The sequence below is a fragment of the Ensifer sp. YR511 genome, from assembly GCF_900103045.1.
Classification (GTDB): domain Bacteria; phylum Pseudomonadota; class Alphaproteobacteria; order Rhizobiales; family Rhizobiaceae; genus Ensifer; species Ensifer adhaerens.
In genome coordinates this window covers 474307-500144 of the sequence record NZ_FNGR01000002.1, presented here as the reverse complement: position 1 = coordinate 500144, position 25838 = coordinate 474307, and the positions used below count along the sequence as shown (strand labels likewise).

Below are 25838 nucleotides of genomic sequence, written 5' to 3'. Positions count from 1 at the left end.
GCGTCGCCTTGGCGATTACGCCCGCTTCATCAGTGGAAAGCGTTCCTTCAGCAGGCGCTGGATCGATTCCGAACCGATCGGCGGACCGAAGAGGAAGCTCTGCCCATAGTCGCAGCCCATCTGCGACAGCTGGATTGCGTCGTCCTCGGATTCGATGCCCTCGGCCACCACCTGCATGTCGAGCTCGCGCGCCATCGTGATGACGGAGCGCAAGAGGATGCCGCGCTTGTCGCTTGGGTCGCGCACCAGCGCCTTGTCGATCTTGATCGTGTCGAAGGGGAAGCGGGTGAGGTAGGAGAGCGATGAGTGGCCTGTGCCGAAGTCGTCGAGTGCCAGCTTGAGACCGGCTTCCTTCAGCTTTTCGAGAACGAGACGGGCCTGCTCCGGATTTTCCATTACCAGCGATTCCGTCAGCTCCATCTTCACCTTGCCCGGGTCGCAGCGGTTCTTGGTGAGAATGGCACGAACGTCGTCATAGAGCTCGTTGTTGAGAAGCTGCGCGCTCGAAAGGTTGATCGAGACGAAGATCGGCAGGTCGCCGGTCTGCAGCTGCCATTCCGTCAGGTCACTGGTCGCCCGGTCGAAGGCGAACATGCCGAGCTGGTTGATGAGGTCGGAATTCTCGGCGATCGGGATGAACTCGGTCGGCGAGATGTTGCCACGCTTGGGGTGATCCCAGCGCATCAGGGCCTCGAAGCCGGCGATCTCGGCATCGTTCAATCGCACGATCGGCTGGTAGACGAGAGAAAGTTCCTTGCGCTCGATTGCCTTCTTGAGATCGGCTTCAAGCTGCATGCGGTCCGAGCCGGAGGTGCGGAAGGCCGGGCGGAAAGGCTCGACGCGGTTGCCGCCTTCCTTCTTGGCCCGGAACATCGCGAGCTCTGCGTCGTCGAGAAGCCCGGTCGCACTCTGTTCCTGGTCGAGCCAGGAGACGAGCCCGATCGATGCCGTCAGGTTGATTTCGCGGTTGCCGTAGTTGAGGGGCACCATGATCGCCTTGCTCACCGCATCGGCGAAATCGGCGACTTTGGCCGGATCGCGCTCGGACATCAGGATCAGGCCGAACTGGTCGCCACCGAGGCGGGCCAGCGTATCCTGCGGGCGCAGCAACCGGCGCAGGCGCCGCGTCAGCGCGATGAGGATGTTATCGCCGGCGGCAATGCCCAAGAGATCGTTGACCTGCTTGTAGCGGTCGATGTCGATCGCAAGCACCGTCGGGCGGACCGAGTTGCTGCCGTCGGCCATCAAGAGCATGGCCTGCAGCCGGTCGAGGAAGACCTGACGGTTCGGAAGCCCGGTCAGATTGTCGAGCAGGGCGTTGTGCAGCAGCCGTTCGACCGAGTTGCGCTGTTCGGTAATGTCGATGATCGTGCCGACGCAGCGGATGATTTCGCCGTTGGCACCAAGCACCGGCCGGGCACGGATCGAGAGCCAGTGATAGTGGCCGTCCTCGGCGCGTACGCGGAATTCATGGTTCAGCTTGCCGCGGCGGCGTTCCAGCAACACGTCGAGCGTGGCGCGGAAGCGGTCGCGATCGTCAGGGTGAAGCCGCGGAAGCCAGTTGCGCAAGGGGCCGTGCATGCTGCCGAGCGACAGGCCGAGCTGCGTCGAGATATCGGGCATCGTCACCACCCGGTCGCGGGCGACGTCCCAGTCCCAGACGGTGTCGCCGGAGCCGGTGAGCGCCAGCGACTGGCGCTCGAGATCGGAGAACAGGCCCTGCTGGTAGCCGCTGCCGGCGACCGCGTGCTGCATGACGGTAAAGCCGATCAACAGTACGATCAGCACGAGACCACCGCCGAGCGCCGGCTGCACGATGTCGTTGGCGAGCTGGCCGGTGACCGTCAGCCAGGCGCCGAAGAGCCAGACGAGGATCAGCAGCCAGGCGGGAACGAGAAGGATCGCGCGGTCGTAGCGGTTGAAGCCGAGATAGGCGATCAGGACGATGCCGACCGTGCCGGTCAGCGCGAAGGAGAGGCGGGCGATGCCGGATGCGATCGCCGGGTCGTAGACGGCGACGCCGAACAGCAGGCCGAGGCCGAGGATCCAGGCGAGTGTCGCATAGCCGAGATGCTGGTGCCAGCGGTTGAGATTGAGGTAGGTGAACAGGAAGATCACGAGGCCGGCCGCAAGGAAGACCTCTGTGCCCGCGCGCCATATTCGCTCGTCCCCCGCCGTCACGCTGATGAGCTTCGACAGGAAGCCGAAGTCGACGCAGATATAGGCGAGAACGGCCCAGGCAAGGGCGGCCGTTGCCGGCAGCATCGAGGTTCCCTTGACGACGAAGAGGATGGTCAGGAACACCGCAAGCAGGCCGGCAATGCCGAGCACGATGCCGCGATAGAGCGTGAAGGCGTTGACCGTGTCCTTGTAGGAGTCCGGCTCCCAGAGATAGATCTGCGGCAGTTCCGGTGTTGCCAGCTCGGCGACGAAGGTGATGATGACGCCCGGCGCCAGCGTGATGCGGAAAACGTCCGCCTCGTCGCTCGGTTCGCGGCTGAGCGCGGAGCCTTCGCTCGGCGTGATCGAAAGAATGCGCTTGGAGCCGAGGTCCGGCCAGAAGAGCTTGGAATTCACCAGTCGGAAATGCGGTGCGACGATCACGCGGTCGAGCGGTTCGGCCGAAACGTTGGCGAGCGCGAACACAGCCCAGTCGCCCTGATGGTCCGCACTGTTGGAGCGCACTTCGATGCGGCGCACGATGCCGTCGGTTCCGGGTGCTGTCGAAACCTGAAAGGCTTCGTTGCGGCCGCTGTAGATTTCGGTCGTTGCCGTCAGGTCGAGCGCCGTGTCTTCGCGCGAAATCTTGACCGGCTCCAAAGCCTGGGCCGCGCCGCCGAGCGCACAGAAAATCGTCGTGAGCGTTATCAGAAACGCTGCCAGCTTGGAGGCTGACCAGGCGAAGGGCGAGCGGGCTAGAGGCATCAAAGGGGCATATTCCTGTTCGGTAGGGCATCGTCGGACAGGAGAGAAAAGAGCAGATGGTCTCGCCACTGGCCGTTGATTCTCAAGTACTGTCTTAAATAGCCTTCACGCTCAAAACCGGCCTTTTCAAGGAGCCGGATGCTTCTTGAGTTGTCCGGAATACAGGCTGCTTCAATACGGTGCAACTCAAGGGTCGAAAAGATGTAGGGGATCGCGAGCCTGAGGGCCGCAAACATGTGGCCTTTGCCCGCGTGGCGCGCGCCCATCCAGTAGCCGATCATGCAGTTTTGCCCGGCGCCGCGGCGAATGTGGCCGATCGTCAGTCCGCCGAGCAGGACCTCGCCTGGCTTGTGGAAAAGGAAGAGCGGCACCGCCTGGCCGGAGGCATATTCCTGCTCGTTGCGGACGACCCGGCCGCGGAAGGCGCCCTCGGTCATTTCGTCGGTGCGCCAGGTCGGCTCCCACGGCTCCAGGAAGGCGCGGCTGTCGCTTCTGAGCTGATACCACTGGCGATAATCGGAATAGCGGGGGAGGCGGAGCAGGTAATTCTGGTCGGCGATTTCGACCGTCTCCGGCTGCCGCGACAGGAACCGAAAAACCGATCGTGTCATAGCTGCCTCCGAGGCCGTTCCGTTTACGCGCGAGGACCTTGTACCATCCGCCCGACGGCACGTCTTTGCGCCGTCACAAATCGAAACGTTGCACAACTTTGCGCGCAAATCGAATCCGATTTTGCGAAAAGTCGCAAAGACTTCACCATTCGGACATGCGGTCATCATCCGTTGCGCGCCGGCTGGCCGAACGCAGTTTCCAGGCGACGCTTGAAAGCGCCTTCCGTGCGAAATTGCGCAATGTTTGGGAGGCCGGGATCGCTTCATCGTTTTGATGAAATGGAGCCCGGCCGTTCAGCCTTCGTCTTAGCTTGCGACGGCGTGCGGGACGGCGGCCTTGCCGGTCAGCGACGACAGGATGTCGCCCATCGGGGCAAGCTGTTCCAGCGGGCCGATCGCCGAAAGCGTCGGCGTGGTGTCGAAGAACAGCCGACCGGCAAGGTCGGTCAGGCGCTCGATGGTGATGCCGGAGAGGCGCTCCATCAGTTCTTCATTCGGGATCGGGCGACCGTAGAGCATCATCTGACGGGCGATCTGGCCGGCACGGGCCGCCGGGCTTTCCTGACCCATCAAAAGCTGTGCGCGGATCTGGGCACGGGCGCGCTCGATTTCCTGCTGCTCGATGTTCATCGAGGATTTGCGCAGTTCATCGACGATGACGGGCATCAGCTCCGGCAGGTTCTCGCCGCCGGTCGCAGCATGCACGCCGAAGATGCCGGTGTCGGAGAAACCCCAGTGGAAGGCATAGACCGAATAACAGAGGCCACGGTGCTCGCGCACTTCCTGGAAGAGGCGCGAGGACATGCCGCCGCCGAGAATGTTGGCGAGGATCTGCGAGCAATAGAAGTCGCGCGCGTGGTAGGCCTTGCCTTCAAAGCCGAGCAGCACCTGCGCGTCCATCAGGTCGCGGGTTTCGCGGCTCTCGCCGCCGGTGTAGAGGGCAGTTTCGAGCACGGGCGTTGCGATCGGTGTGCGCGGCAATGACGAGAAGCGTTCTTCGACCTGGCGAACAAAGGATTCGTGTTCGACGGCGCCGGCGGCGACCACAAACATGCGGTCGGTCGTGTAGTTGCGGCCGAGATAGTGCCGGATCTGGTCGGCGGAGAACGACATGACCGTGTCCGGCGTGCCGAGGATCGGCCGGCCGACGGTCTGATTGCGATAGGCGGTCTCGGCGAAGCGGTCGAAGACGACATCGTCGGGTGTGTCGTCGGCAGCGCCGATCTCCTGCAGGATCACGTGCTTCTCGCGGCGCAGTTCTTCCTCGTCGAAGCTGGACTCGGTCAGAATGTCGGCGAGAATATCGACAGCAAGCGGCACGTGGTCCTTGAGAACCCTGGCATAATAGGAGGTCGTTTCGGTGGAGGTCGCAGCATTGACCTCGCCACCGACGTTTTCGATCTCTTCGGCAATCTGGCGGGCGGTGCGCCGCGCGGTGCCCTTGAAAGCCATGTGCTCCAGCAGATGGGCAATGCCATGTTCGCCGAGAGTTTCATTGCGCGAACCGGACTTGATCCACACGCCGAGCGCCACACTTTCGAGATGCGGCATGTGCTCGGTTACCACCGTCAACCCGGAAGGGAGCCGGGTGCACTCAACTTTCATCATACGTTTCTTCTCGTTCTTACCCCCGGAGACGGGTACGCTCGCCGATAAAGGTTTCGACGGTTTTCAGGTCCGGATCCAGGATATCGAAACGCTCCTCCCTGTTCATCAGGTCAGCAAGCCACGTCGGAAGCGCCGGGTCAATACCACTTGCCGATTTTACCGCGTCCGGGAATTTCGCCGGATGGGCGGTGGCAAGCGTCACCATGGGAGCGGATGCCTTCTCGTGTTTGGCGGCGACGAAGACACCGACGGCGCTATGCGGATCGAGCAGATAGCCCGTGTCTGCAAGCGTCTTTGCGATCGTCTTGGCGACTTCTTTCTCCGAGGCGCGACCGGCGCGGAACTCCTTGCGGATCGCCTTCAGCGCCTTTTCGCGGATGGTGAAGGAACCGGACTGCTTCAGCCCGTCCATCGCCGAGCGGATTTCGCCCGGGTCGCGATCGTTCGCCTCGAACAGAAGCCGTTCGAAGTTCGACGAGATCTGGATGTCCATCGACGGTGCGGTGGTCGCCTTGACGTCGCGCATCTCGTAGCGGCCGGTCTTCAGCGTGCGGGCGAGAATGTCGTTTTCGTTGGTGGCGATGATCAGCTTGTCGATCGGCAGGCCCATGCGCTTGGCGACGTAGCCGGCGAAGATATCGCCGAAGTTACCGGTGGGGACCGTGAAAGAGATCTTGCGGTCTGGGCCGCCGAGCGCGACCGCCGTCGTGAAGTAATAGACGATCTGGGCCATGATGCGCGCCCAGTTGATCGAGTTGACACCCGAAAGCTTGACACGGTCGCGGAAGGCGGCGTCGTTGAACATCGCTTTGACGAGGTTCTGGCAGTCGTCGAAGTTGCCGTTGACTGCAATCGCATGGACGTTCGATGCGCTCGAGGTCGTCATCTGCCGCTGCTGCACCGGCGAGACTTTGCCGTGCGGGAAAAGAATGAAGATGTCGGTGCGCTCACGACCGGCAAAGGCGTCGATGGCGGCGCCCCCGGTGTCGCCCGAAGTCGCGCCGACGATGGTGGCGCGCTCGCCGCGTTCGGAAAGCACATAGTCCATCAGCCGGGCGAGCAGTTGCATCGCCACGTCCTTGAAGGCGAGCGTCGAGCCATGGAAGAGCTCCATGACGAAGGCGTTCGGTCCGGTCTGCACCAGCGGCGCCACCGCCGGGTGGCGGAAGGTGGCATAGGCCTCGTCGATCATTTCGCGGAACTTGGCCGCCGGGATCTCGCCATTGATGAAGGGTTCGAGCACGGTAAAGGCAATGTCCTGGTAGGATTTGCCGCGCAGGCCGCGAATTTCCTTCTTGGAAAACTTCGGCCATTCCTTGGGGAGATAGAGACCGCCATCGCGCGCAAGACCGGCAAGCAGCGCGTCGCAGAAGCCGAGAGGAGCGGCTTCGCCGCGCGTCGAGATATACTTCACCATCGTTGTCCTTCGTCCCACCTCAAGGATTGCGGCGACCTTGGGAAACGTCGTCGCGACACGCTCGTCTTATTGCGTCAGTCCTTGACAGAGTCTGCATCTATTCTTGTCACCGACCCAATTTCCGGTCGCAAAACTAGCTTCGGAAAATTCGGAAGGGACGGACTGACCCAATCGATTTTTCAGTTTGTCGCTGCTATAGACGATGCCCGAAGGCCATGAAAGGTCTTCCGGCCGAGATTTCGGTCAAGGAGTTTCAACCGGTCCAGCAGAGGTTGTTCAACGTGTTTGGCAAAGTTTCCCGGCCTGTTCTCGCAATATCTTTTCTCGCAGTCCTAGCCGGCTGCAATAAGACGCAATCCGGTGGGGCGATCGACGCAGGCGGCAGTGCCGCTGCTCCGACGCCGGCCGTCGTTCAGGCCGCATGCCCGCAGGTCGTCATTCGTGACGGCACAAATGTGCATGCCAGCTACGTAAAGGGGGCCAAGAACGACCCGACGAAGCTCGTCTATCAGGCCTCCCTGGCAGACACCACGCGGCAATGCGTGCAGAGCGAGAGCGCGTTGACGATAACCGTCGTGGTCCAGGGCCGCGTCGTCAGCGGTCCTGCCGGTGGTCCCGGCAAGGTCACCATGCCGATCCGCGTGGCTGCAACCGACGAAGACAAGACGCTCTATTCGGAACTGACGCAGCATGCGGTGGAAATCCCCGCAACCGGTTCGGCCCAGTTCGTCTTCACCAAGGCCGACGTGACGCTGCCGGCCGGCGCCGGATCCAATGTCACCGTCTATGTGGGCTTCGACGAAGGCCCGCCGGCCAAGGGCAAGAAGAAGTAAGCAGCGGCCTATGCCGCAAAAAAAACGCCGGGGCTTGCCCCGGCGTTTTCATTTCCGTCGTGTGCGGCTTATTCAGCCGGAACGCTCTTGCCGCCTTCCCACTTGTAGAGCGAGAAAGCCTGCGAGGTCAGGTCGCCGGCTTCGCTGTAGGTCAGCTTGCCGAGAACCGTGTCGATGGCTTCGCCAGACTTGATCGCAGTTGCAACCGCGGTCGCGTCTTCGGCGGAGCCTGCCTTCTCGATGCCGGCCTTCAGCACCTGGACGGCAGCATAGGCGTTGAGCGTGAAGGCTTCGGCCGGGATGTTCTTCGCCTTCAGCGCTTCGACAGCCGGAGCCGAGGCGGGGTTGCTGGTCGCGTCGCTGGCATTGGTGTAGACCGTGCCGGTCGCAGCTTCGCCGCCGATTGCCCAGAACTCGGTGTTGGACAGGCCGTCGCCGCCGAAGATCTGCGCCTTCACGCCCTGGTCGTGCATCTGGCGTGCCAGCAGGCCACCTTCCGGATGGTAGCCGCCGAAGTAGACGACATCGACGTTTTCCGACTTCAGGCGGGTAACGATCGCGCTGAAGTCCTTGTCGCCCGGGTTCAGGCCTTCATAAACGACTTCGGTGATGCCGCCGGCATTGATCGCCTTCTTGAAGCCGTCAGCAAGGCCCTTGCCGTAAGGCGCCTTGTCGTGGAGGACGGCAATCTTCTTGTCCTTGAGGTTCTTGACCACATAGGCAGCGGCGACTTCGGCCTGCTGGTCGTCGCGGCCGCAGGTGCGCAGCACGTTCCAGAGACCGCGGGTGGTGAGGTCAGGCGTGGTTGCCGTCGGTGTCACCATCAGGATGCCGTTTTCGGCAAGGATGTCCGAAGCCGCCATCGAGGTGCCCGACAGAACCGGGCCGACGACGTAGCGGATGCCTTCACCAGCAGCCTGGTTGGCAACCGAAACGGCCTGCTTCGGATCGCCGGCGTCGTCGAGCATCTTCAGCACGATCTTCTCGCCATTGATGCCGCCAGCCTTGTTGATCTCGTCTGCAGCCGTTTCCGCGCCGTTCTTAACCTGCTCGCCATAGGCCGCGACCGGGCCGGTGAGCGGCGTGATCACGCCAATGGTGATGTCGGCGAAGGCGAGCGGGCCAAAGGCGACGCTGGCCGCCAGGGTCAGGCCGGTCAACATTGAAAGACGCATTGTGTTTCCTCCTAAAAATACCCCGATGGGGCTTGCTTGGTACGGCCCTCGTGCGCGGCTCCTCGAAAACCGGGAAGATTTTCTAGGGGACGTGACGCCACTGCAATGTGTCATCATGTCCCTCGGCGTCTAATTGGACGTCTGCCGTGTTGGCCGAAGGCTTCTTTCCCGCTCCGGCCGAAAGCCGGAGCGAAAGGGGCATGGCGGTGTGCGACCGCCTGCGGCCAATCAGGCCGTCATCGACTCCGACCATGCGGAAAGGGCCGCGATCACGCCCGGCAACGCCGTCATGCGCGAAATCACCGTTTCCGCACCCGCTTCGGTCAGCTGGTCGGCATGCGAGGGGTGGGTGTGCGAACCGCCGGTGAAGCCGACGACGCGCATGCCAGCGGCACGTGCACCGTGGATGCCGTGCACGGAGTCCTCGATCACCAGCACCCGCGACGGGTCGACGCCCATCTGCTTGGCGCCGTGCAGGAAGATATCCGGCTTCGGCTTGACGCGGTCGGCGCCGAGGTCGCGCGCGGAATAGATGTGTCGGCCGAAATGGTCCTTGATGCCGACCTTGCCGAGCATCATGGCAAGTCGCGCCGAGGTCGAGTTGGAGCAGATGCAGTGCGGCAGCGTCAATTGCGCCAGCATCGGCTTGACGCCGTCGATGATGTTGAGGTCGCGGGCAAGGCGCTCGTCGAGGATGACGTCGACCTTGCTGATGAGCTGGGCCGAAAGCGGGATGCTTGCTTCCTTCTCGATTTGCAGCAGCGTGTTGTGCCAGGTCATGCCGGCAAAACGCTCCGCCATTTCCTCGACGCTGATCGGGTAACCCGCTTCTGTCAGCAGTGCTGCTTCGACTTCCGATGCGATGATTTCGGAATCGACGAGAACGCCGTCGCAATCAAAAATGATGAGATCGATACCGGTCATATGGAACAGTTCCCTGGGAGGAGAGGCGCCGCAGGCGGGGGGAGGAATGTTCGCGCGGCGCGGGGCTTTCGTACGGCAGAGCTTTTATACGATGGTAGGCCAAAGCTCAACCATTGGAAATTATCGAAACCGCCCGTGCGCTTGCTCGACAGTATTGTTTCGCGGCTCTATCAGTAGGCGATGGAAAAGCAGCAGGACGACACGCTCGCAAGTCGCATCAGCAAGGCCCTGGCCGAGCGGATCATCTCCGGTATGCTGATGCCCGGGGAGCGCTTGCGGCAGGATCATATCGCCGAGGAATTCGGCGCGAGCCACGTTCCCGTTCGCGAAGCCTTTCGACGGCTGGAGGCCCAGGGCCTTGCCGTCAGCGAGCCGCGCCGCGGCGTTCGCGTCGCCTCCTTCGACCTGAAGGAGGTGAGGGAGGTCGCCGAAATGCGCGCGGTGCTGGAGGTTCTGGCGCTTCGCCATGCCATCCCGCATCTGACGCCGGCGATCCTCGATCGGGCCGAGATGGCCACGGCCGCCGCCGATACTTCGCGCGACGTGCGCTCCTGGGAGGCGGCAAACCGCGCCTTCCATCGGCTGATCCTCGAACCCTGCAGCATGCCGCGGCTGCTGGCGGCGATCGATGATCTGCATGCAGCGAGCGCCCGCTTCCTGTTTTCCGCCTGGCGCACGAGCTGGGAGGCGCGCACCGATCACGATCACCGCGCGATCCTCGCCGCCTTGCGCGAAGGCCGAGGCGACGAGGCGGCAAAGATCCTCGAACGCCATGTGGGCTGGATCGGCAAGACGCCGGTCAGGACCGCCGCGGGCGAAACCCGCGAGGCCTTTTCCATCGTCGGCTAGAATGGTTTTGCTGGCAGCAGCTACTGCGGAAACAGCTCGGAAAAAGCCTTCTCACCGTTGGCGGTGAAGCGGATGGCGCGGCTGTTCGCCTCGCGCTTGGCCCAGCCCTTGTCGATGAATAGCGTCAGCAACGCTTCGCCAAGCGAACCGGCCAGATGCGAGCGGCGCTCGCTCCAGTCGAGGCAGGTGCGGCAGATCGGGCGGCGGGATTTCTTGAGTGCTGAATAGTCGATGCCGAGCGCCTCGATCCGGTTCTGCCCGTCGGGCGTCAGCGCCAGGTCGTCGCCGGTGACTTCGATCTGCTTTTCGGCAATCAGGCTGTCATACATGCGCACGCCATAGTCGCCGGCCAGGTGATTGTAGCAGACGCGCGCTTTTCTCAGCGCCGGATCCTTCGGCCCGGGGCGGTGCCGGTTCATGCCGCGGCTGGCGGCAAAGCCCATCAGGTTCTCGAGCATCAGCCCGACTTCGTCTTCTGCCAGCTGAAAATATCGGTGACGGCCTTGCTTGCGCTGGCTGAGCAGACCGCCGGCCTCGAGCTTGGCCAGGTGGGAACTGGCGGTCTGCAGCGTGATGCCGGCATGGGTGGCAAGCTCGGTTGCGGTCAGCGCACTACCCCCCATCAGCGCCGTCAGCATGTTGGCGCGGGCGGGATCGCCGATCAGCGATCCGATGAGAGCGATGTCTGGACCTTCCTTCATACTTCGATCGTAGTCGAAGCATCCGCGTCGAACAAGGAGGCATAGTCACTCCATCGAAGGCTTGACGCCTTGCCCGACCACAGGAAGACGACGATGATCACCTGCTTCATCCGCTATGAAATCGATCCCTTCAAAAAGGACGAGTTCGCCACCTATTCGCGCAACTGGGGCGAGGCGATCCCGCGCTAAGGCGCCGATCTCATCGGCTATTTCGGTCCGCATGAGGGATCTGCGACGACGGCTTACGGCGTTTACAACATCGAGAGCCTCGCGGCCTACGAGGCCTATCGCGCCCGGCTCGCCGCCGATCCGCTCGGCCGGGAAAATTATGCCTTCTCCCGCCGCGAGCGGTTTATCCTGAAGGAGGATCGTATTTTCCTGAAGAACGTCTCGATGCCCATCGGAGGAAAGTGAAACATGATTGCCGTCATCTTCGAAGTCCTACCGGCCGAGGGCCGGCGTGACGCCTATCTCGGCATTGCCGCCGACCTGCGTCCGCTGCTCGACGACATCGATGGCTTCATCTCGATCGAGCGGTTCCAGAGTCTGGCCAATCCCGACAAGGTGTTGTCCCTGTCTTTCTGGCGCGACGAGGAGGCGGTGAAGGCCTGGCGGAACGGCGCCGAACATCGTGCCGCCCAGGATGCGGGGCGCCACGGCGTCTTTGCCGATTACCGCCTGCGCATCGCCTCCGTGATCCGCGACTACGGGCTGAACGAGCGCCGTGAGGCCCCCTCAGACAGCCGCGCCTTTCACGACGCCCGGTGAAACGGCGTCCGCGACGCTTGAACGGGGCGGCGGGAGGCGGGTGAAAAGCCCGTTCCCGCCTTTCCTGTCCACTCCAGAAGACCTCTCTAACATAGCGCGACTACGCACTTTTTCGAAACGGCCTTCAGGCTTTGGTAACCATCTTCGGTAACCATACGCTCCATGATCCGTTCCGAGTAAGCGTATTTGCGAGTTGTCCATGTCTTCAGTTGTTTCGCTTGCCGAAGTCTCCCGTTCCACCCGTCCGTTGGGCTGGCTCGACAGCATCATCAAGGGTGACTGCGTTGCCGCGCTCAATGCGCTTCCCGACAATTCGGTCGACGTCGTTTTCGCCGACCCGCCCTACAACCTCCAGCTCGGCGGCATGCTGACCCGTCCTGATCAGTCGGTGGTCGACGCCGTCGACGACGAATGGGACCAGTTCGCATCGTTCGAAGCCTACGACGCCTTCACCCGCGCCTGGTTGCTCGCCTGCCGCCGCGTGCTGAAGCCGACCGGCACCCTCTGGGTGATCGGCTCGTACCACAACATCTTCCGCGTCGGCGCCATCCTGCAGGACCTGCACTTCTGGATCCTCAACGACATCATCTGGCGCAAGACCAACCCGATGCCGAATTTCAAGGGTCGGAGGTTCCAGAACGCTCATGAGACGCTGATCTGGGCGACGCCGAACGCCAATGCCAAGGGCTACACCTTCAACTACGATGCGATGAAGGCGGCCAATGACGACGTGCAGATGCGCTCCGATTGGCTGTTCCCGATCTGCTCCGGTCACGAGCGCCTGAAAGGTGACGACGGCAAGAAGGTGCATCCGACCCAGAAGCCGGAAGCGCTGCTCGCCCGTATCATGATGGCTTCGACCAAGCCGGGCGACGTCATTCTCGATCCCTTCTTCGGTTCCGGCACGACCGGTGCCGTCGCCAAACGCCTCGGCCGCCACTTCGTCGGCATTGAGCGCGAGCAGGATTACATCGACGCGGCATCGGCACGCATCGACGCGGTCGAACCGCTCGGCAAGGCGATGCTCTCGGTCATGACCGGCAAGAAGGCCGAGCCGCGCGTCGCCTTCAACACGCTGATCGAAAGCGGGCTGATCAAGCCCGGCACGGTTCTGACGGACGCCAAGCGCCGCTACAGCGCGATCGTTCGTGCCGACGGCACGGTCGCCTCCGGCGGCGAGGCCGGTTCAATTCATCGCCTGGGCGCCAAGGTCCAGGGGCTTGATGCCTGCAACGGATGGACCTTCTGGCACTTCGAAGAGGGGAACACCCTGAAGCCCATCGACGAACTCAGAAGCGTCATTCGAAATGATCTGGCAAAACTGAACTGATCAACCAGTTCCGCCGGATCCTTCGAAAAGCGCTCTAACCGGTTTTTGTACCTTCAGTCCCGGAAAGAGAGCTTTAAATGCCCGGAATCCTCAATGTGAGGATTCCGGGCATTTGTATGTTTGGGCCATCCGACGGAGCGTTTGAAGCGCCCGGCAGGGCCCTGAGGTCGATTGCCAATCTTCGCATCCGCTCATAGGGTTCGGACAGAGCAACTTCATCCGAACAAGAGTGTTAACCGCATGGCCGTGCCCGATCGTCTCCAGCGCGTGAAGCAATGGGCGCGGCAAATCAAACGCGACGTCGTTGCGCTCTGGTTCGCCGCGCGAGATCGTCGAACGCCGTTTTCGGCGAAATTCGTTGCCGGCACTGTGGCGGCCTACGCACTTTCGCCGGTCGACCTGATCCCCGATTTCATTCCGATACTCGGCTACCTCGATGATCTTATTCTCGTTCCGCTCGGCATCCTCTTGGCCGTACGTCTGGTGCCGCCAGCGCTGATGGAAGAATTCCGAGAGCGGGCGGCGGCATTGGAAGGACGCCCGTCCAGCCGCAGCGGCCTCCTCGCGATCCTGAGCATCTGGTTCGCGGCCGCAGTCGTTGCGGCCTGGCTGGCATGGGGCTTCATCGCGGCCAGGCCCTGACAATGGGCGGCGGCGACCCGTGCCGCCGCCGCGCGCCGAATGGAGGATACGCCGCCTTTAGAGAGCCGGCGTTCCCTGTGGGCGCAAGTGGTAGAGGGTTCGGGCGCCCTTATCCTCGAAGCCGCAACTGGCGAGCACAGGCTCGAGGCGTGCTCTTTCGTCTTCCTGTAACTCGACGGTGGCGACCCTGATATCGGGATAGGCCGCGGGTATGCGCTGAAGCAGGGCGGCAACCAGGGCAATCAGCCCGCAAGACGGGGCATGGTGTTCGGTGATGTGGATCATCATTTCATCGCTCCAGACAAAGGCGTAGGCCTCGGCGACCACGAGGTCGTGATGTTCCAGCCACTGCATCAGCAGCCCGCCCTCATCCCAGTCAGCGATACGTTGGGCGACGGAGTCCGCGTCCCAGGTCGTGGTGCAGGTTTCTCCACTGCAGTCCGATATCCCCGCGCGTGTGAGGAAGTCCACGAACTTTGCGAGGAGATCTTCTGGGAGAGGCGCCTGGACGGCGTAAACGACGGCACCGTCCTTGGGTTTTGCGATTGCGGCCGGCCAGCGCTTGGGTGACGCCTGCCAGGTCCTGAACAGATCCCGAAGCGCGGTCGCGCCGGTCATTTCGACGACCTGCTGGTTGAGGGCGGTTTTTCGGGAGTGCCAGATGATGCCTTCTGAACCGGCCTCTACGGCTGCAAGCCGAAAGAGCCGCGCGAGAATTTCGGCGTCGTGCAGGTCGTGCGACGGCATGGCGTGCCAGCCTCGATCGGCCGCTCTCTTGTCGTCGCCTTCAGTCGGCGGCCGAAGGCTGAGCCAGCCCGCCAGTTTGGCATCGCGTCTGGCGACGACGAAACGGGTATCTGAAAACCGTTCTCCAAACTCTTCCGGAGGCACTTCGTCGCGAAAGCTGGCCTCGGTCGTCGCGTAGAGCTCGTCGATGAAGGCGTCCTTGGCGGCGCCGTCTCGAACTACTGAAAATTCTAAACTATTCATATATTGCCTCTGCGATTACGCAATCGCAGGTAGTAAATATGATTCGTGGCGGAATCGTGCCGCCACGAGCAGGAGCCATCGTCGATCGGCAGTTCAGCCTACGGATGAATGCCGTAGCCGGCGAGATCGGCCTTCAGCTTTTCCGGATCGACGAAATGCACCGCATGCCAGCCGGCAAGCCGCGCGGCTTCGACGTTGGGAATGCTGTCGTCGATGAAGAGGGTGGCCGATGGGTCGAGATCGAAGGTCCGCGTGTGCGTCTCATAGATGGCGATATCGGGCTTGATCAGCTTGACGTCGCCCGAAACGGTGACGCCGCGTGGCAGCGTCAGGAAGGGATAAAGGACCTGCGCCTCGCGGAACGTGTCGGAGGCGAAGTTGGTCAGCATCGTCACGTCGCGTCCTTCGGCGATCAGTCGCTCCAGGAGTGACACCGTCTCCACATAGGCGTGCGGCACCATCTCCTGCCAATATTTGCGGAAGGCGCGGATCTGTTCTTCACGCTCGGGAAAGTCCTTGATCAGCAGCGCTTCCGCCTCTTCCCAGGAACGGCCGCGGTCCTGCTCGATGTTCCAGTCGTGGGTGCAGACATTGGCAAAGAACCACTCGCGCTCGGCCTCGTCGGGGATGATGCGGCTGTAGGGCAGGTTGGGGTCGTAGTGGATAAGCACCTTGCCGATGTCGAAGACGATGTGGCGGATATCGATGCTGCTCATGAACGTATTCCCTGCTTGAACTTTCGGAGTTGGAGCGGGACGGGTGGGCCCGTACCGTGCTAGCGTTCCGCCTTGAAGGCATGCGGGATCGCCTGGGCGATCGCCTTCTTCATCACCGTCGGCAGCGCCTGGGCACTCAGCGAGTGAACCGGCTCCCACCAGCCGTTGCCCTGCGTCCCGGCGCGCGCGACATTGGCGCGGTAGACCGAGAGACGCAACTCGAAATGCGTGAACACGTGGCTGATGGTGCCGCAATCTTCCCAGGCCGCTGCAAAGGGTTGGGAGGCAAGCGAGGTGTCGCCGTCCTGCCGCGATGTCCAGTCGGTGCCGGGCACTTCGGTCATGCCGCCAAGCAGGCCCGTCTCGGCCCGCTTGCGCAGATAGACCGCGTTGTCGGCGTCGATCGCGACGAAGGCGGCGCCGCGCCGAAGCGGCTTGTCCTTCTTCTGCGCCTTGCGCGGAAAGGTTTCCGGATCGGCGACGACAAGCGCGCGACAGTGGGCGCGGAAGGGACAGAGCGAGCAGGCGGGCCGTTTCGGCGTGCAGAGCGTCGCGCCGAGATCCATCATCGCCTGGGCGAAATCACCCGGCCTGCTCTCAGGGGTGAGCGCGGCGACGCGGGCCCGCATCTCGGGCTTTGCCGCCGGCAGCGGCGTTTCGATTGCATAGAGGCGGGAAATCACCCGCTCGACATTGCCGTCGAGCACGGCGCTTCTGCGATTGAAGGCGATCGCCGCGACCGCGGCGGCGGTATAGTCGCCGATGCCGGGAAGGGACTTCAGCCCGTCCTCCGTGTCGGGAAAGCGGCCGCCATGATCGTTCGCGACGGCCTCGGCGCATTTCTTCAGGTTGCGGGCGCGCGCATAATAGCCGAGCCCGGCCCATGCCTTCATCACGTCCTCATTCTCGGCGCGCGCAAGGTCCTCGACGGTCGGCCACAGTGACAGGAACTTTTCGAAATAGGCTTTTACCGCCTGCACCGTCGTCTGCTGCAGCATCACTTCGGAAAGCCAGACATGGTAGGGATCGGCGACGATGCCTCGGCGTGCCATCGGCGGCGAAACCCGCCAGGGCAGGTCGCGATGGTGCCTGTCGTACCATTCCAAAAGCAGGGGTGCGGCGTCCGCCGCCGGTATCGTATCGTGCATGATTTGCCGGGAGTTCCGTTTCCGGCCTATACTTGGCGAAGCGGAGCCGCGGCATCAAGGCTCAATCGACATTGCCTACAGAAAGTCCATACGTGAGCGAGCAGAAGACCCGGAAGGGCGTCGTCCAGATCAGCGAAGTCGCGAACGGCCTGATCGACCCGGTGCTCGCCAAGCGGGCAGGCATCAACACCATGCTGCTCGGCTCCTGGGACGAAATCGCCGGCGAGGACTTTGCCGATTGCACGCGGCCCGAAAAGATCGCCTGGCCGCGACGGGCCTCCGAGATCATGGGCGAGGGCGGCCATCAGCCGGGCGTCCTGACGGTTGCCTGCGAGGGCGCGCGCGCGCTGTTTTTGACCCACGCCCAGGGCGAATTGATCCAGCGCATCAACGGCTTCTTCGGCTTCTATGCGATCGGGCAGCTGCGCATCGTTCAAAAGCCCGTCTCCCAGCAGCCGAAACACCGTGGCAAGCCCAAGCCGCTGACCGGTGAACCTGCACGGCGGCTCGAGACCATGGTCGAAGGCATCGAAAGCGAGGAGCTGAAGGCCGCCTTGCGTCGGCTGGGGACCGCCGTGCTCAATCCCCGGCGCCGCTAAGGCACGGCGCGCAAAACTATGCAGCGGTTTTCGCGACTACGAGACGCGAAAACCAGAGGCTTAAAGCGCAAGCAGCGAATCGGAAAGATCGCGACGCGCTTTTGGGCGGCCATCGCTCGGTCACAATTCTTTGAATTCTGTTGACGCCGCGCCACTTGCCGCCCTGCGCGGGGCAAGATATCGAATCCGCACTGCAATTCCCTCCGAACACGGGTCAAATCATGTCCGCTTCCGCAATGAACCTTACCAAGCGCCTGCTCAGCGGTGCCGCCATCGCAACTGTCGCCCTGGTGCTTGCTGCCTGCAGCGACGAAAAGAAGGAAACGGCCTCCACCACACCGGCCGCGACCACCGAAGCCGCCAAGGCTGAAACCAAGCCGGCAACGGACGCGACCACGACTGCATCGACGACCGCGACCCCGGCCACCGCCGAAGCCAAGCCCTCTGCCGGCACCGAAGTCGCCCAGACGACGGCTGCTCCCGTCAAGGTCGAGCTCCCCTCGTCGGAAGGGTCCGTCGACGTCGCCAAGCTGATGGAACCGGGCGCCCTGCCGGAAATGGCGATCGGCGACGCCAACGCGCCGGTGACGATCGTCGAATACATGTCGATGACCTGCCCGCACTGCGCCGCCTTCCACAACAACACCTTCGAGGCGATCAAGACCAAGTATGTCGACAGCGGCAAGGTCCGCTTCGTGCTGCGCGAATTCCCGTTCGATCCGCGCGCGGCGGCTGCCTTCATGCTGGCGCGCTGCGCTCCGGAAGGCCAGTACTTCCCGATGATCTCGATGCTGTTCAAGCAGCAGCAGCAGTGGGCCGCAGCCCAGAATGGTCGCGACGCTCTGCTGCAGATGTCCAAACTCGCTGGTTTTACACAGGAGAGCTTCGAGGCCTGCTTGACGAACCAAAAACTTCTGGATGATGTGAATACTGTTATGCAACGGGGCGCCAAGGAATTCGGGGTTCAGTCGACGCCGACCTTCTTTGTCAATGGCGAGCACTATTCGGGGGACATGTCGGTTGACGTTATGTCGGCCCTCATCGACAGCAAGCTCTGATCCTTCGCTTTTCCTGAAAACGGGCGACGGCAGCAGCTGTGCGCCCGTTTTTCTTGTCTGGGCTGATGGTAGAGGGGGGGACCTCGTAGCCCCAGCGTCCGCTCCATGAAGTTCAACAAGCTTCGCCTGCTCGGCTTCAAGTCCTTCGTCGAACCGACCGAATTCATCATCGAGCGCGGATTGACCGGTGTCGTCGGACCGAACGGTTGCGGCAAGTCGAACCTCGTCGAAGCCTTGCGCTGGGTGATGGGGGAGAACTCCTACAAGAACATGCGCGCTTCCGGCATGGACGACGTGATCTTTTCCGGATCCGGCAATCGTCCCGCGCGTAACACGGCCGAGGTCGGCCTTTATCTCGACAACAGCGACCGCACGGCACCCGCTGCCTTCAATGACAGCGACGAGATCCAGGTCAGCCGCCGCATCGAGCGCGAGCAGGGCTCGGTCTACCGCATCAACGGCAAGGAAGCGCGCGCCAAGGATGTACAGCTTCTCTTCGCCGACGCGTCGACTGGTGCACGCTCGCCGTCGATGGTCGGGCAGGGGCGCATCGGCGAACTGATCGCCGCCAAGCCGCAGGCCCGTCGCCAGCTCCTGGAAGAGGCGGCCGGCATCTCTGGCCTGCACTCTCGCCGCCACGAAGCGGAGCTGCGTCTGCGTGCCGCCGAGACCAATCTCGAGCGTCTCGACGACGTCACCTCGCAGCTCGAAAGCCAGATCGAGAGCCTCAAGCGCCAAGCGCGCCAGGCCAACCGCTTCAAAATGCTTTCGGCCGATATCCGCAAGCACGAGGCGATCCTGTTCCATATTCGCTGGGTGCAGGCCAAGGAGGCGGAGGGCGAGGCGACGAGCCAGCTCAACCAGGTGACTGCGCTGGTCGCGGAAAAGGCGCAGCAGCAGATGCAGGCGGCCAAGGACCAGGCGATCGCCAGCCTGAAGCTGCCGGAGCTGCGCGAAAACGAAGCGAAGTTCGCCGCCGCCCTCCAGCGTCTGCAGATTGCCCGCTCACAGCTCGAAGAGGATGCCGGCCGCATCCTCAGGCGCCGCGACGAGTTGCAGCGCCGGCTGGCGCAGCTTGCCGAGGATATCGCCCGCGAGGAGCGCCTTGTCGTCGACAATGCCGGCATTCTTTCGCGTCTCGACGAAGAGGAAGCCGAACTCAGCGACATGCTCGCGGAGGCCGACGACCGTGCGACGGAAGCGCGCGAGCGCCTCGAAGACGCAAACGAAAAGCTCGCCGGCAGCGAGGCGCTATTGGCGCGTCTAACGGCGGAACGCGCCGAGGCACAGGCCGGCCGCAACCAGCTGGAGCGCACGCTGCGCGACCTGTCGGAGCGCCAGGCACGTCTTGCCCGCCAACTTGGCGACCAGTCGCGCGATCTCGATGAACTCGACCGCCAGATGGCGGCCCTTCCCGATCCGCACGAAAAGCAGGGTCAGGTCGAGGTCGCAGAAGCTGCGCTGGAAGAAGCCGAAAGCAATGTGCTCGCGATCGAGGAAAGCCTCGCTGAAGCGCGGCGCATGGAGGTCGAGGCGCGTCAGCCCGTCGATCGGACGCGCGCGACGCTGAACGGCATCGAGACCGAGGCACGCACCATCCGGCGCATGCTGGAGGCGGTGGCCGGTGGCGCCTATCCCGCCGTCGTCGAGGAGATGAAGGTCGACCGGGGCTTCGAGACCGCATTGGGCGCGGCCCTTGGCGACGATCTCGACTCGCCGCTCGAAACCGACGCGCCGGCCCATTGGCGCGCGCCGGGGGATCATGTCGGGGACGGCGATTTGCCGGAAGGCGTGAGCCCGCTGATTGCCCATGTGAAGGCGCCCGACGCGCTGACCCGCGCCCTGAAGCAGATCGGCATCGTCGCAAGCGAGGCGGAAGCCGAGCGGCTGCTGCCCCTGCTGAAACCCGGCCAGAGCCTTGTCACCAAGCAGGGCTCCGTCTGGCGCTGGGACGGCCACGTGACTGGCTCCGAGGCGCCAAGTGCTGCCGCATTGCGGCTGGCGCAGAAGAACCGGTTGGCCGAACTCGATACCGAGGCCGACGGCGCCGCTGAGGCGCTGCGCCTCGCGGAGGCCGAACTTGCCTCTGCGGGCAGTCGCATCCGCGCCGAGGACGAGCGGTTGCGGCTTGCCCGCGACGCGCAGCGCATGATCACCCGACAGCTCGGCGAAGCCCGCGACGCGCTCGCTGCCGCTGAACGCGCCTCGGGCGACCTTGCCCGCCGCCGCGCGGTGCTTGCCGAATCGCGCAGCCAGATCGAGGCGCAGGTCGAAGAGGTGGCCGAGCAGATCGAGACGGCCAACGACGCGCTCGCCGATGCGCCCGATCTCTCCGAACTGGAACTGACGCTGCGCACACAGACGGCCGATGTCGCAGCCGATCGTGCCGCCGTCGCCGAGGCCCGTGCCGCCCATGATGGCCTGGCGCGCGAGAACGAGGCGCGTCAGCGGCGCATCGCGGCGATTGCCAGTGAACGACAGACCTGGAAGGCGCGCGCGGCGAGCGCCGATGAGCACATCGCGACCCTGCGCGACCGCGAGGCAGAAGCCCGCGACGAGGTCGAAGAGCTGATCGATGCGCCCGACGAGTTCGAGGACAAGCGCCGGGCGCTGATGAACGAGTTGCAGAAGGCGGAAGCGGCCCGACGCGAAGCGGCCGATCTGCTTGCCGAGGCTGAAAACCGTCAGCGCGAGGCGGACCGGTTGGCGGCAACCGCGCTCTCCGAACTGGCGGAATCGCGCGAAAAGCGCGGCCGCGCCGAAGAGCGGCTGGTCTCCGCCCGCGAACGTCGCGTCGAGATCGAGGCCCGCATTCAGGAAGCGCTCTCCTGCGCGCCGCACGAGGTCATGCGATTGACGGGGCTTGCCGTCGACGAGGCACTGCCGGACATGCGCAACATCGAGCGCGAACTCGAACGGCTGAAGATCGAGCGCGAGCGGCTTGGTGCCGTCAACCTGCGTGCCGAAGAAGAACAGAAGGAGCTTTCGGAAAAGCTCGCCCTGCTGCTCAGAGAGCGCGACGACGTCATCGAGGCGATCCGCAAGCTCAGGAGCGCCATCCAGAACCTGAACCGCGAGGGCCGCGAGCGCCTGATCGCCGCATTTGACGTCGTCAACGTACAGTTCCAGCGGCTGTTCACCCACCTCTTCGGGGGGGGCACGGCCGAGCTGCAACTGATCGAGAGCGACGATCCGCTGGAGGCCGGCCTTGAAATTCTCGCCCGCCCGCCGGGCAAGAAGCCACAGACCATGACGTTGCTTTCCGGCGGCGAGCAGGCGCTGACGGCGATGGCATTGATCTTCGCCGTGTTCCTGACCAATCCCGCGCCAATCTGCGTGCTGGACGAAGTCGATGCACCGCTCGACGACCACAATGTCGAGCGCTACTGCAACCTGATGGACGAAATGGCGGCGTCGACCGAGACACGCTTCATCATCATCACCCACAACCCGATCACCATGGCCCGCATGAACCGCCTGTTCGGCGTGACCATGGCCGAGCAGGGCGTCTCCCAACTCGTTTCCGTCGACCTGCAGACGGCGGAACGCCTGCGCGAAGTCGTCTGATTCACTCAAATTCGGCGATGAAACCGGATACCGGCCGCGATGGGTCGCGCGCTTCCCAGGTGTCGACGTAGGCGGCGAGGGGGACCTTGTTTGCTCGATAGGCTGCGTAAAGCGTTGCCGCCCCAGCCTTTTCCGGCGGCCGCCTGAACCACCTGCCGAAGGTGACGGCAGCGCCCGTCGTCCATCTCCACCCTTCGGCACTGCCGTTCTCGTTGGAGAGCCCGAGCCATGGCCCGACCCGCCGGTGCTCGCCGCCTTCGAACGAACTGCTGAAGAACCGGTCATCCGTATTCGCGAGTGAGGCGACGAACGTATTTTCATCGCTGGAATCGATCGTGGCAAGGTGACCGCCGCAGCGCTCGACGATCGCCTTCGCTTCCTGCCAGCCGACTTGCTGCCCGTCATAGACCGCTGCATAGAGGTGTCTGGCAAAGGTGCCATAGGTCAGTGGTAGAGGCGAAAGACACCGCACCATGGCGATCACCGGTTCGTCCTCCAGTCCCTCGAGATCGGTGGCGTCATAGCGGCGTGCGCTGGTAGCCGAGAGAATGTCCTGATCGATGCGGGCAAAGGTGAGACCCAGGCTCGCTCCGGTCTCCTGATCGAGAAATCCGGATTGCTTTAGCCCGCGGGCCGCCTGAAATGCCGTGACCGCCCTGCGTGTCTGGCCACCGAAGGCGCCGTCCGTCGCGCCCGTGTCAAAACCCTTGCTCTGCAGGGCCTGTTGCGCGGCTGCGCGCTTGTCCTTGCTATCGAGCATCTTCTGTTCCTGTGCCATCGCAGCCAGGGATGATCTGAAGTCGTCGCTTTTGCCGAGCCGCTGAATGGATTGACGCGCCGCGTCGGCGTAGCTGCTCTCGCCATGTTTGGCGATGAAGCGCTTCCAGGTCCTGGCCGTGTCCACGCGCATCGCCTTGTTGAAGTCGAGCGCGGCGATATCGACGTTGTCAACTTTCAAGGGTCGGGGCGCTTCAAGCGTGGCGCTGCCGTCGAGGTAGAATTCCAGATCGAGAGAGGAGAGGATCTGCGGCGACTGTTTGCCGCCCGTTGCCGAGCGCACCTCACGGATCACGCGCTTGAAGGCGGTGCCGATTTCGATCCCTGGGCCGGAGAGGTTGGTTATCAGCGCCCGGGTGAAGGGCGAATGCCCGTCGGTTCCGTCAGCCGCTACCTGTCCGGGCGCCGCAGCAAAGGCAACGAGCGTGCCGGCGCCCTGTGTCTCGATCGGTGCCAGACCTCTGGTGGCGCCGCCGCGGCTTGTGCCCGCCACGTCACGATCGAGTCTGTCTGCGAGCGGATTGTTGCGGCAGGCGTCGAGGAAGATCAGGGAGATTTTCGCGCGTTGTTCCAGCGCGTTCATGATCTCCGACAGCGGCATGGTTTCTGCCGGAACGTCAAACTCGCTTTCGAGCCGCGCATCGGTGCCAACAAGGAAATTCTCGCCCCGCAACTGCATGCCGTGGCCGGCGTAGTAAAACAGGGCGACATCGTCAGGCCCGATCTTGCGCGAGAAGTTTGAAAGTGCGCCGGCAAGACCACGGCGATCGGCGTTGAGGATCAAGTCGGTTTCAAAACCCTGGCCTTTGAGAAAGACATTGAACGCTTCAGCGTCGCGCGAGGCGTTGGGCAGGGTTCCCGCAAGCACATAGTTGCTCATGCCGATGACGAGCGCCAGCCGCTTGCCGTTTCCTTCGGCGGGGGCATTCCCTGTGGTGAAGGGCACGATCAGAGCGCAAAGAACCAGCCATAGCAGCTTCACACGCCAGTTCATGACCTTGCCTCCTGCTTATGATTGACTCAGCCGTGCAGGTGTTGAATTGCCCCAAGCGGTCACTCGAATTCGAGGATCAGACCGCCCGTTCCATCGGTTGGCCCCATATCGTCCCAGCTATCGACGTAGACGGATTTCGTGTCGGCTCTGCCGTTGCGATGGGCGTAGTACATGCCGATATCGTCGCCCTTCTTGCCTTCGTTCGGCATGTCCTGGAACCATTTCGTGTAGGTCAGGGGCGCGCCGGTGTCCCAGCGCCAGCCGCCTCTGGGCTCCTTGCCCTGTGGGTCCTGCGTCAGGCCGATCCAGGGGCCCATCTTGTAGCTGACATTGCCTGAGGGGTCGTAGCCGGTGTTGAAAAAGGTCTGATCGGCGTTGAAAAGCGATGCGACGAAGGCGTTCTCCTCTTGAGACGAAATCGACGCGAGGTGCGCTCCGCAACCGCCGGCGATCCCCCGCGCATAAACGGCCAAAATTATTCCCGTCCGCACTGCGACATAGAGGTGCCCTTCGAACACGCCATATACGGTTTCGAAGTGGCGCAGGCAGGTCAGCGCCCGCAGGACGGTTTGATCGGTCTCTAGCCCCTCGAGGTTGGCAACATCATAGCGTCGGGCCTTGGGCGTGCTGTACAAGCCCTCGGCTCTGTCGTTGACTTTGATGCCGAGGGCCTCTGCCGTGCGCTCGGTGATGAAGCCGCTTGCGGGCTGTTGGTTGGTGCTCTGGAACTTCTTGATCGCTTCCCTGGTCTGTCCACCAAAAACACCATCGGCCGTGCCCGCTGCAAATCCGCGTGAGGCGAGTGCCACCTGGACGTTTCGTCGCTTGTCTTTGTCCGGCAATAGCCGCGCTTCGACGGACTGCGGCAGATGCGACTGGTTACGCACGGCGGCGGGCTCGATCTGGGCCAGTGCCTGTCGTCCGAGGTCGGCATATTCGCCGGTGCGGTGTTTTTCGACGAAGAAGTGCCAGATGCGCGCCGTTCCGATCTTCAGCGCCTTTTTGAAGTCCTTCTCTGCCTCAAGCGCTTCGGGATCCATGGCCGGCACAGTGAGTGCCGGCTGCACCGGCTGAACCGCCGCAGTCTGCGGCATGGCCGTCTGTACCGCCGGGGTTTGCACCGCCGGGGTCGTCTGGGGCGCTGCGGTTTCCGGCCCGAAGTAGAACTCTAGCGACAGGGATGACAGGATCTGCGGCTGCTGCTTGCCCTGCGTCTCCTTGCGCACGTCACGCACGACCCGCTTGAAGGCGGTGCCGACCTCGAGGCCGGCGCCCGAGAGATTGGCGATCAGCGCCCGCGTAAAGGGCGAATGCCCGTCGGTGCCGTCGGCCGCTACCTGCCCGGGCGCGGCGGCAAAGGCCACGAGCGTTCCGCCACCCTGCGTTTCGATCGGCGCCAGCCCGCGGGTCGCCGCACCGCGGGTCGCACCTTCGACTTCGCGTGTCAGCCGCTCGGCGAGCGGATTGTTGCGGCAGGCATCGAGGAAGACCATCGAGATGCGGGCACGTTTTTCCATCGCGCCGATGATCTCGGACAGTGCCACGGTCTCGGCCGGCACGTCGAACTCGCTTTCGAGCTTGGCATCGGTGCCAACAAGGAAATTCTCGCCGTGCAACTGCATGCCGTGGCCGGCGTAGTAAAACAGGGCGGTATCGTCGGGCCCGATCTTGCGCGAGAAGTTTGAAAGTGCGCCGGCAAGACCACGGCGATCGGCGTTGAGCACGAGGTTCGTTTCGAAGCCCTGGTCCTTGAGAAAGGTGTTGAAGGCTTCTGCATCGCGTGAAGCATTGGGCAGCGTTCCAGCGAGCACGTAGTTGCTCATGCCGACGACGAGCGCCAGCCGCTTGCCGTTTCCTTCGGCAAAGGCGTTTCCCATGGTGAAAAGGACCATGAGCGCCGCCGAAAGGAGCCAGGTTGTCAGATTTGCACGCCACCTCATGACCGACCCTCCGAGCCATCGAGACGGAAACGGATTGCCATGACGGGATATTCCTGGATGCACCCCCATCGCACATCTGTATATTAGATAATTGTTATGTTTCGGGCAATGTCGGATCGGGCCGCCTGGCGCAGCCTTTTCAGGAATTTCGGCTGCAATTTAAAGCCACCGACACGATTTGTGGGAGGTCAAGCGCGATGTGTAGCAATGTTACAGAAAATGATGCGCTGCAGCATAAATCTTCGCCGGGTGCATTTTCAGCCTGA

Annotated in this window: 20 protein-coding genes and 1 pseudogene; 9 read left to right on the top strand and 12 right to left on the bottom strand. The window is 63.1% G+C overall.

Going from position 1 to position 25838, the window contains the following annotated elements; genetic code table 11:
• Positions 1–15: 15 nt before the first annotated feature.
• The 4 genes from BLU15_RS06965 to thrC all read right to left on the bottom strand — a co-directional run bounded on the left by BLU15_RS06965 (position 16) and on the right by thrC (position 6561).
• Positions 16–2925: an EAL domain-containing protein gene (locus BLU15_RS06965; RefSeq protein WP_034801269.1), complete on the bottom strand. Its 2910-nt coding sequence runs from the start codon at positions 2923–2925 to the stop codon at positions 16–18.
• A complete protein-coding gene (locus BLU15_RS06960; RefSeq protein ID WP_090294764.1) occupies positions 2925–3536 on the bottom strand; it encodes a GNAT family N-acetyltransferase in 612 nt (203 codons plus the stop codon). Before BLU15_RS06960 ends, BLU15_RS06965 begins: the two co-directional genes overlap by 1 nt.
• Before the next feature lie 306 nt (positions 3537–3842).
• A complete protein-coding gene (locus tag BLU15_RS06955; RefSeq protein ID WP_034801274.1) occupies positions 3843–5144 on the bottom strand; it encodes a M16 family metallopeptidase in 1302 nt (433 codons plus the stop codon).
• Positions 5145–5160: 16 nt separating this feature from the next.
• Positions 5161–6561, bottom strand: coding sequence for a threonine synthase (gene thrC / locus BLU15_RS06950; protein WP_060584171.1), 1401 nt, complete (start codon positions 6559–6561; stop codon positions 5161–5163).
• Positions 6562–6842: 281 nt separating this feature from the next.
• Between thrC and BLU15_RS06945 the strand changes: the two genes are divergently transcribed.
• Complete coding sequence (locus BLU15_RS06945) at positions 6843–7394, top strand: hypothetical protein (protein WP_090294822.1); 552 nt, start codon at positions 6843–6845, stop codon at positions 7392–7394.
• 68 nt (positions 7395–7462) lie between these two features.
• Here the strand turns inward: BLU15_RS06945 and BLU15_RS06940 are convergent, their stop codons facing one another.
• The gene (locus BLU15_RS06940) at positions 7463–8569 is read right to left on the bottom strand and encodes an ABC transporter substrate-binding protein (RefSeq protein WP_034801278.1); all 1107 of its coding nucleotides are present in this window, start codon (positions 8567–8569) and stop codon (positions 7463–7465) included.
• 228 nt (positions 8570–8797) lie between these two features.
• Positions 8798–9493, bottom strand: coding sequence for an HAD family hydrolase (locus BLU15_RS06935; RefSeq protein WP_034801280.1), 696 nt, complete (start codon positions 9491–9493; stop codon positions 8798–8800).
• A gap of 180 nt (positions 9494–9673) precedes the next feature.
• Here BLU15_RS06935 and BLU15_RS06930 point away from each other — a divergent pair, with 180 nt between their 5' ends.
• Positions 9674–10342: a GntR family transcriptional regulator gene (locus BLU15_RS06930; protein WP_060603882.1), complete on the top strand. Its 669-nt coding sequence runs from the start codon at positions 9674–9676 to the stop codon at positions 10340–10342.
• Between the two features lie 20 nt (positions 10343–10362).
• Here BLU15_RS06930 and BLU15_RS06925 read toward each other — a convergent pair whose 3' ends face one another.
• Entirely contained in the window at positions 10363–11043 is a 681-nt protein-coding gene (locus tag BLU15_RS06925) for an ArsR/SmtB family transcription factor (RefSeq protein ID WP_090294762.1), read from the bottom strand.
• 93 nt (positions 11044–11136) lie between these two features.
• Here BLU15_RS06925 and BLU15_RS06920 point away from each other — a divergent pair.
• The 4 genes and pseudogenes from BLU15_RS06920 to BLU15_RS06905 all read left to right on the top strand — a co-directional run bounded on the left by BLU15_RS06920 (position 11137) and on the right by BLU15_RS06905 (position 13783).
• Positions 11137–11457: pseudogene (locus BLU15_RS06920) on the top strand (NIPSNAP family protein).
• A 3-nt stretch (positions 11458–11460) separates the two neighbouring features.
• Positions 11461–11811: an antibiotic biosynthesis monooxygenase family protein gene (locus BLU15_RS06915; protein WP_090294761.1), complete on the top strand. Its 351-nt coding sequence runs from the start codon at positions 11461–11463 to the stop codon at positions 11809–11811.
• A 199-nt stretch (positions 11812–12010) separates the two neighbouring features.
• Positions 12011–13141 carry a site-specific DNA-methyltransferase gene (locus tag BLU15_RS06910; protein ID WP_034801293.1) on the top strand — a complete coding sequence of 377 codons (1131 nt, stop codon included), beginning with the start codon at positions 12011–12013 and terminating at the stop codon, positions 13139–13141.
• 240 nt (positions 13142–13381) lie between these two features.
• Entirely contained in the window at positions 13382–13783 is a 402-nt protein-coding gene (locus tag BLU15_RS06905; RefSeq protein WP_090294759.1) for a YkvA family protein, read from the top strand.
• A gap of 57 nt (positions 13784–13840) precedes the next feature.
• Here BLU15_RS06905 and BLU15_RS06900 read toward each other — a convergent pair whose 3' ends face one another.
• The 3 genes from BLU15_RS06900 to mutY all read right to left on the bottom strand — a co-directional run bounded on the left by BLU15_RS06900 (position 13841) and on the right by mutY (position 16637).
• Positions 13841–14773 (bottom strand): hypothetical protein, encoded by a 933-nt coding sequence (locus BLU15_RS06900; protein WP_090294758.1) that lies wholly within the window; start codon positions 14771–14773, stop codon positions 13841–13843.
• 98 nt (positions 14774–14871) lie between these two features.
• On the bottom strand, positions 14872–15489 hold the full coding sequence (locus BLU15_RS06895; RefSeq protein WP_034801299.1) for an HAD family hydrolase: 618 nt from the start codon (positions 15487–15489) through the stop codon (positions 14872–14874).
• 59 nt (positions 15490–15548) lie between these two features.
• On the bottom strand, positions 15549–16637 hold the full coding sequence (gene mutY / locus BLU15_RS06890) for an A/G-specific adenine glycosylase (RefSeq protein ID WP_210336564.1): 1089 nt from the start codon (positions 16635–16637) through the stop codon (positions 15549–15551).
• A 92-nt stretch (positions 16638–16729) separates the two neighbouring features.
• On the opposite strand from mutY, the gene BLU15_RS06885 reads away from it, so the two are divergent.
• The 3 genes from BLU15_RS06885 (at position 16730) to BLU15_RS06875 (ending at position 21861) form a co-directional block, all read left to right on the top strand.
• On the top strand, positions 16730–17236 hold the full coding sequence (locus BLU15_RS06885) for a DUF721 domain-containing protein (RefSeq protein ID WP_060516289.1): 507 nt from the start codon (positions 16730–16732) through the stop codon (positions 17234–17236).
• Positions 17237–17457: 221 nt separating this feature from the next.
• A complete protein-coding gene (locus BLU15_RS06880; protein ID WP_090294755.1) occupies positions 17458–18294 on the top strand; it encodes a DsbA family protein in 837 nt (278 codons plus the stop codon).
• 105 nt (positions 18295–18399) lie between these two features.
• Positions 18400–21861, top strand: coding sequence for a chromosome segregation SMC family protein (locus BLU15_RS06875; protein WP_090294753.1), 3462 nt, complete (start codon positions 18400–18402; stop codon positions 21859–21861).
• Position 21862: 1 nt separating this feature from the next.
• Here BLU15_RS06875 and BLU15_RS06870 read toward each other — a convergent pair whose 3' ends face one another.
• Together BLU15_RS06870 and BLU15_RS06865 are read right to left on the bottom strand one after the other, a co-directional pair.
• A complete protein-coding gene (locus BLU15_RS06870) occupies positions 21863–23632 on the bottom strand; it encodes a caspase family protein (protein ID WP_090294752.1) in 1770 nt (589 codons plus the stop codon).
• A gap of 59 nt (positions 23633–23691) precedes the next feature.
• Positions 23692–25572: a caspase family protein gene (locus tag BLU15_RS06865; protein ID WP_162731934.1), complete on the bottom strand. Its 1881-nt coding sequence runs from the start codon at positions 25570–25572 to the stop codon at positions 23692–23694.
• Positions 25573–25838 lie beyond the last annotated feature (266 nt).

Bases quoted from the DNA above. Each gene is read 5' to 3' on its own strand.
- BLU15_RS06965 (WP_034801269.1), bottom strand. From the start codon at position 2,925: ATGCCTCTAGCCCGCTCGCCCTTCGCCTGGTCAGCCTCCAAGCTGGCA.
- BLU15_RS06960 (WP_090294764.1), bottom strand. From the start codon at position 3,536: ATGACACGATCGGTTTTTCGGTTCCTGTCGCGGCAGCCGGAGACGGTC.
- BLU15_RS06955 (WP_034801274.1), bottom strand. From the start codon at position 5,144: ATGATGAAAGTTGAGTGCACCCGGCTCCCTTCCGGGTTGACGGTGGTA.
- thrC (WP_060584171.1), bottom strand. From the start codon at position 6,561: ATGGTGAAGTATATCTCGACGCGCGGCGAAGCCGCTCCTCTCGGCTTC.
- BLU15_RS06940 (WP_034801278.1), bottom strand. From the start codon at position 8,569: ATGCGTCTTTCAATGTTGACCGGCCTGACCCTGGCGGCCAGCGTCGCC.
- BLU15_RS06935 (WP_034801280.1), bottom strand. From the start codon at position 9,493: ATGACCGGTATCGATCTCATCATTTTTGATTGCGACGGCGTTCTCGTC.
- BLU15_RS06930 (WP_060603882.1), top strand. From the start codon at position 9,674: ATGGAAAAGCAGCAGGACGACACGCTCGCAAGTCGCATCAGCAAGGCC.
- BLU15_RS06925 (WP_090294762.1), bottom strand. From the start codon at position 11,043: ATGAAGGAAGGTCCAGACATCGCTCTCATCGGATCGCTGATCGGCGAT.
- BLU15_RS06915 (WP_090294761.1), top strand. From the start codon at position 11,461: ATGATTGCCGTCATCTTCGAAGTCCTACCGGCCGAGGGCCGGCGTGAC.
- BLU15_RS06910 (WP_034801293.1), top strand. From the start codon at position 12,011: ATGTCTTCAGTTGTTTCGCTTGCCGAAGTCTCCCGTTCCACCCGTCCG.
- BLU15_RS06905 (WP_090294759.1), top strand. From the start codon at position 13,382: ATGGCCGTGCCCGATCGTCTCCAGCGCGTGAAGCAATGGGCGCGGCAA.
- BLU15_RS06900 (WP_090294758.1), bottom strand. From the start codon at position 14,773: ATGAATAGTTTAGAATTTTCAGTAGTTCGAGACGGCGCCGCCAAGGAC.
- BLU15_RS06895 (WP_034801299.1), bottom strand. From the start codon at position 15,489: ATGAGCAGCATCGATATCCGCCACATCGTCTTCGACATCGGCAAGGTG.
- mutY (WP_210336564.1), bottom strand. From the start codon at position 16,637: ATGCACGATACGATACCGGCGGCGGACGCCGCACCCCTGCTTTTGGAA.
- BLU15_RS06880 (WP_090294755.1), top strand. From the start codon at position 17,458: ATGTCCGCTTCCGCAATGAACCTTACCAAGCGCCTGCTCAGCGGTGCC.
- BLU15_RS06875 (WP_090294753.1), top strand. From the start codon at position 18,400: ATGAAGTTCAACAAGCTTCGCCTGCTCGGCTTCAAGTCCTTCGTCGAA.
- BLU15_RS06870 (WP_090294752.1), bottom strand. From the start codon at position 23,632: ATGAACTGGCGTGTGAAGCTGCTATGGCTGGTTCTTTGCGCTCTGATC.
- BLU15_RS06865 (WP_162731934.1), bottom strand. From the start codon at position 25,572: ATGAGGTGGCGTGCAAATCTGACAACCTGGCTCCTTTCGGCGGCGCTC.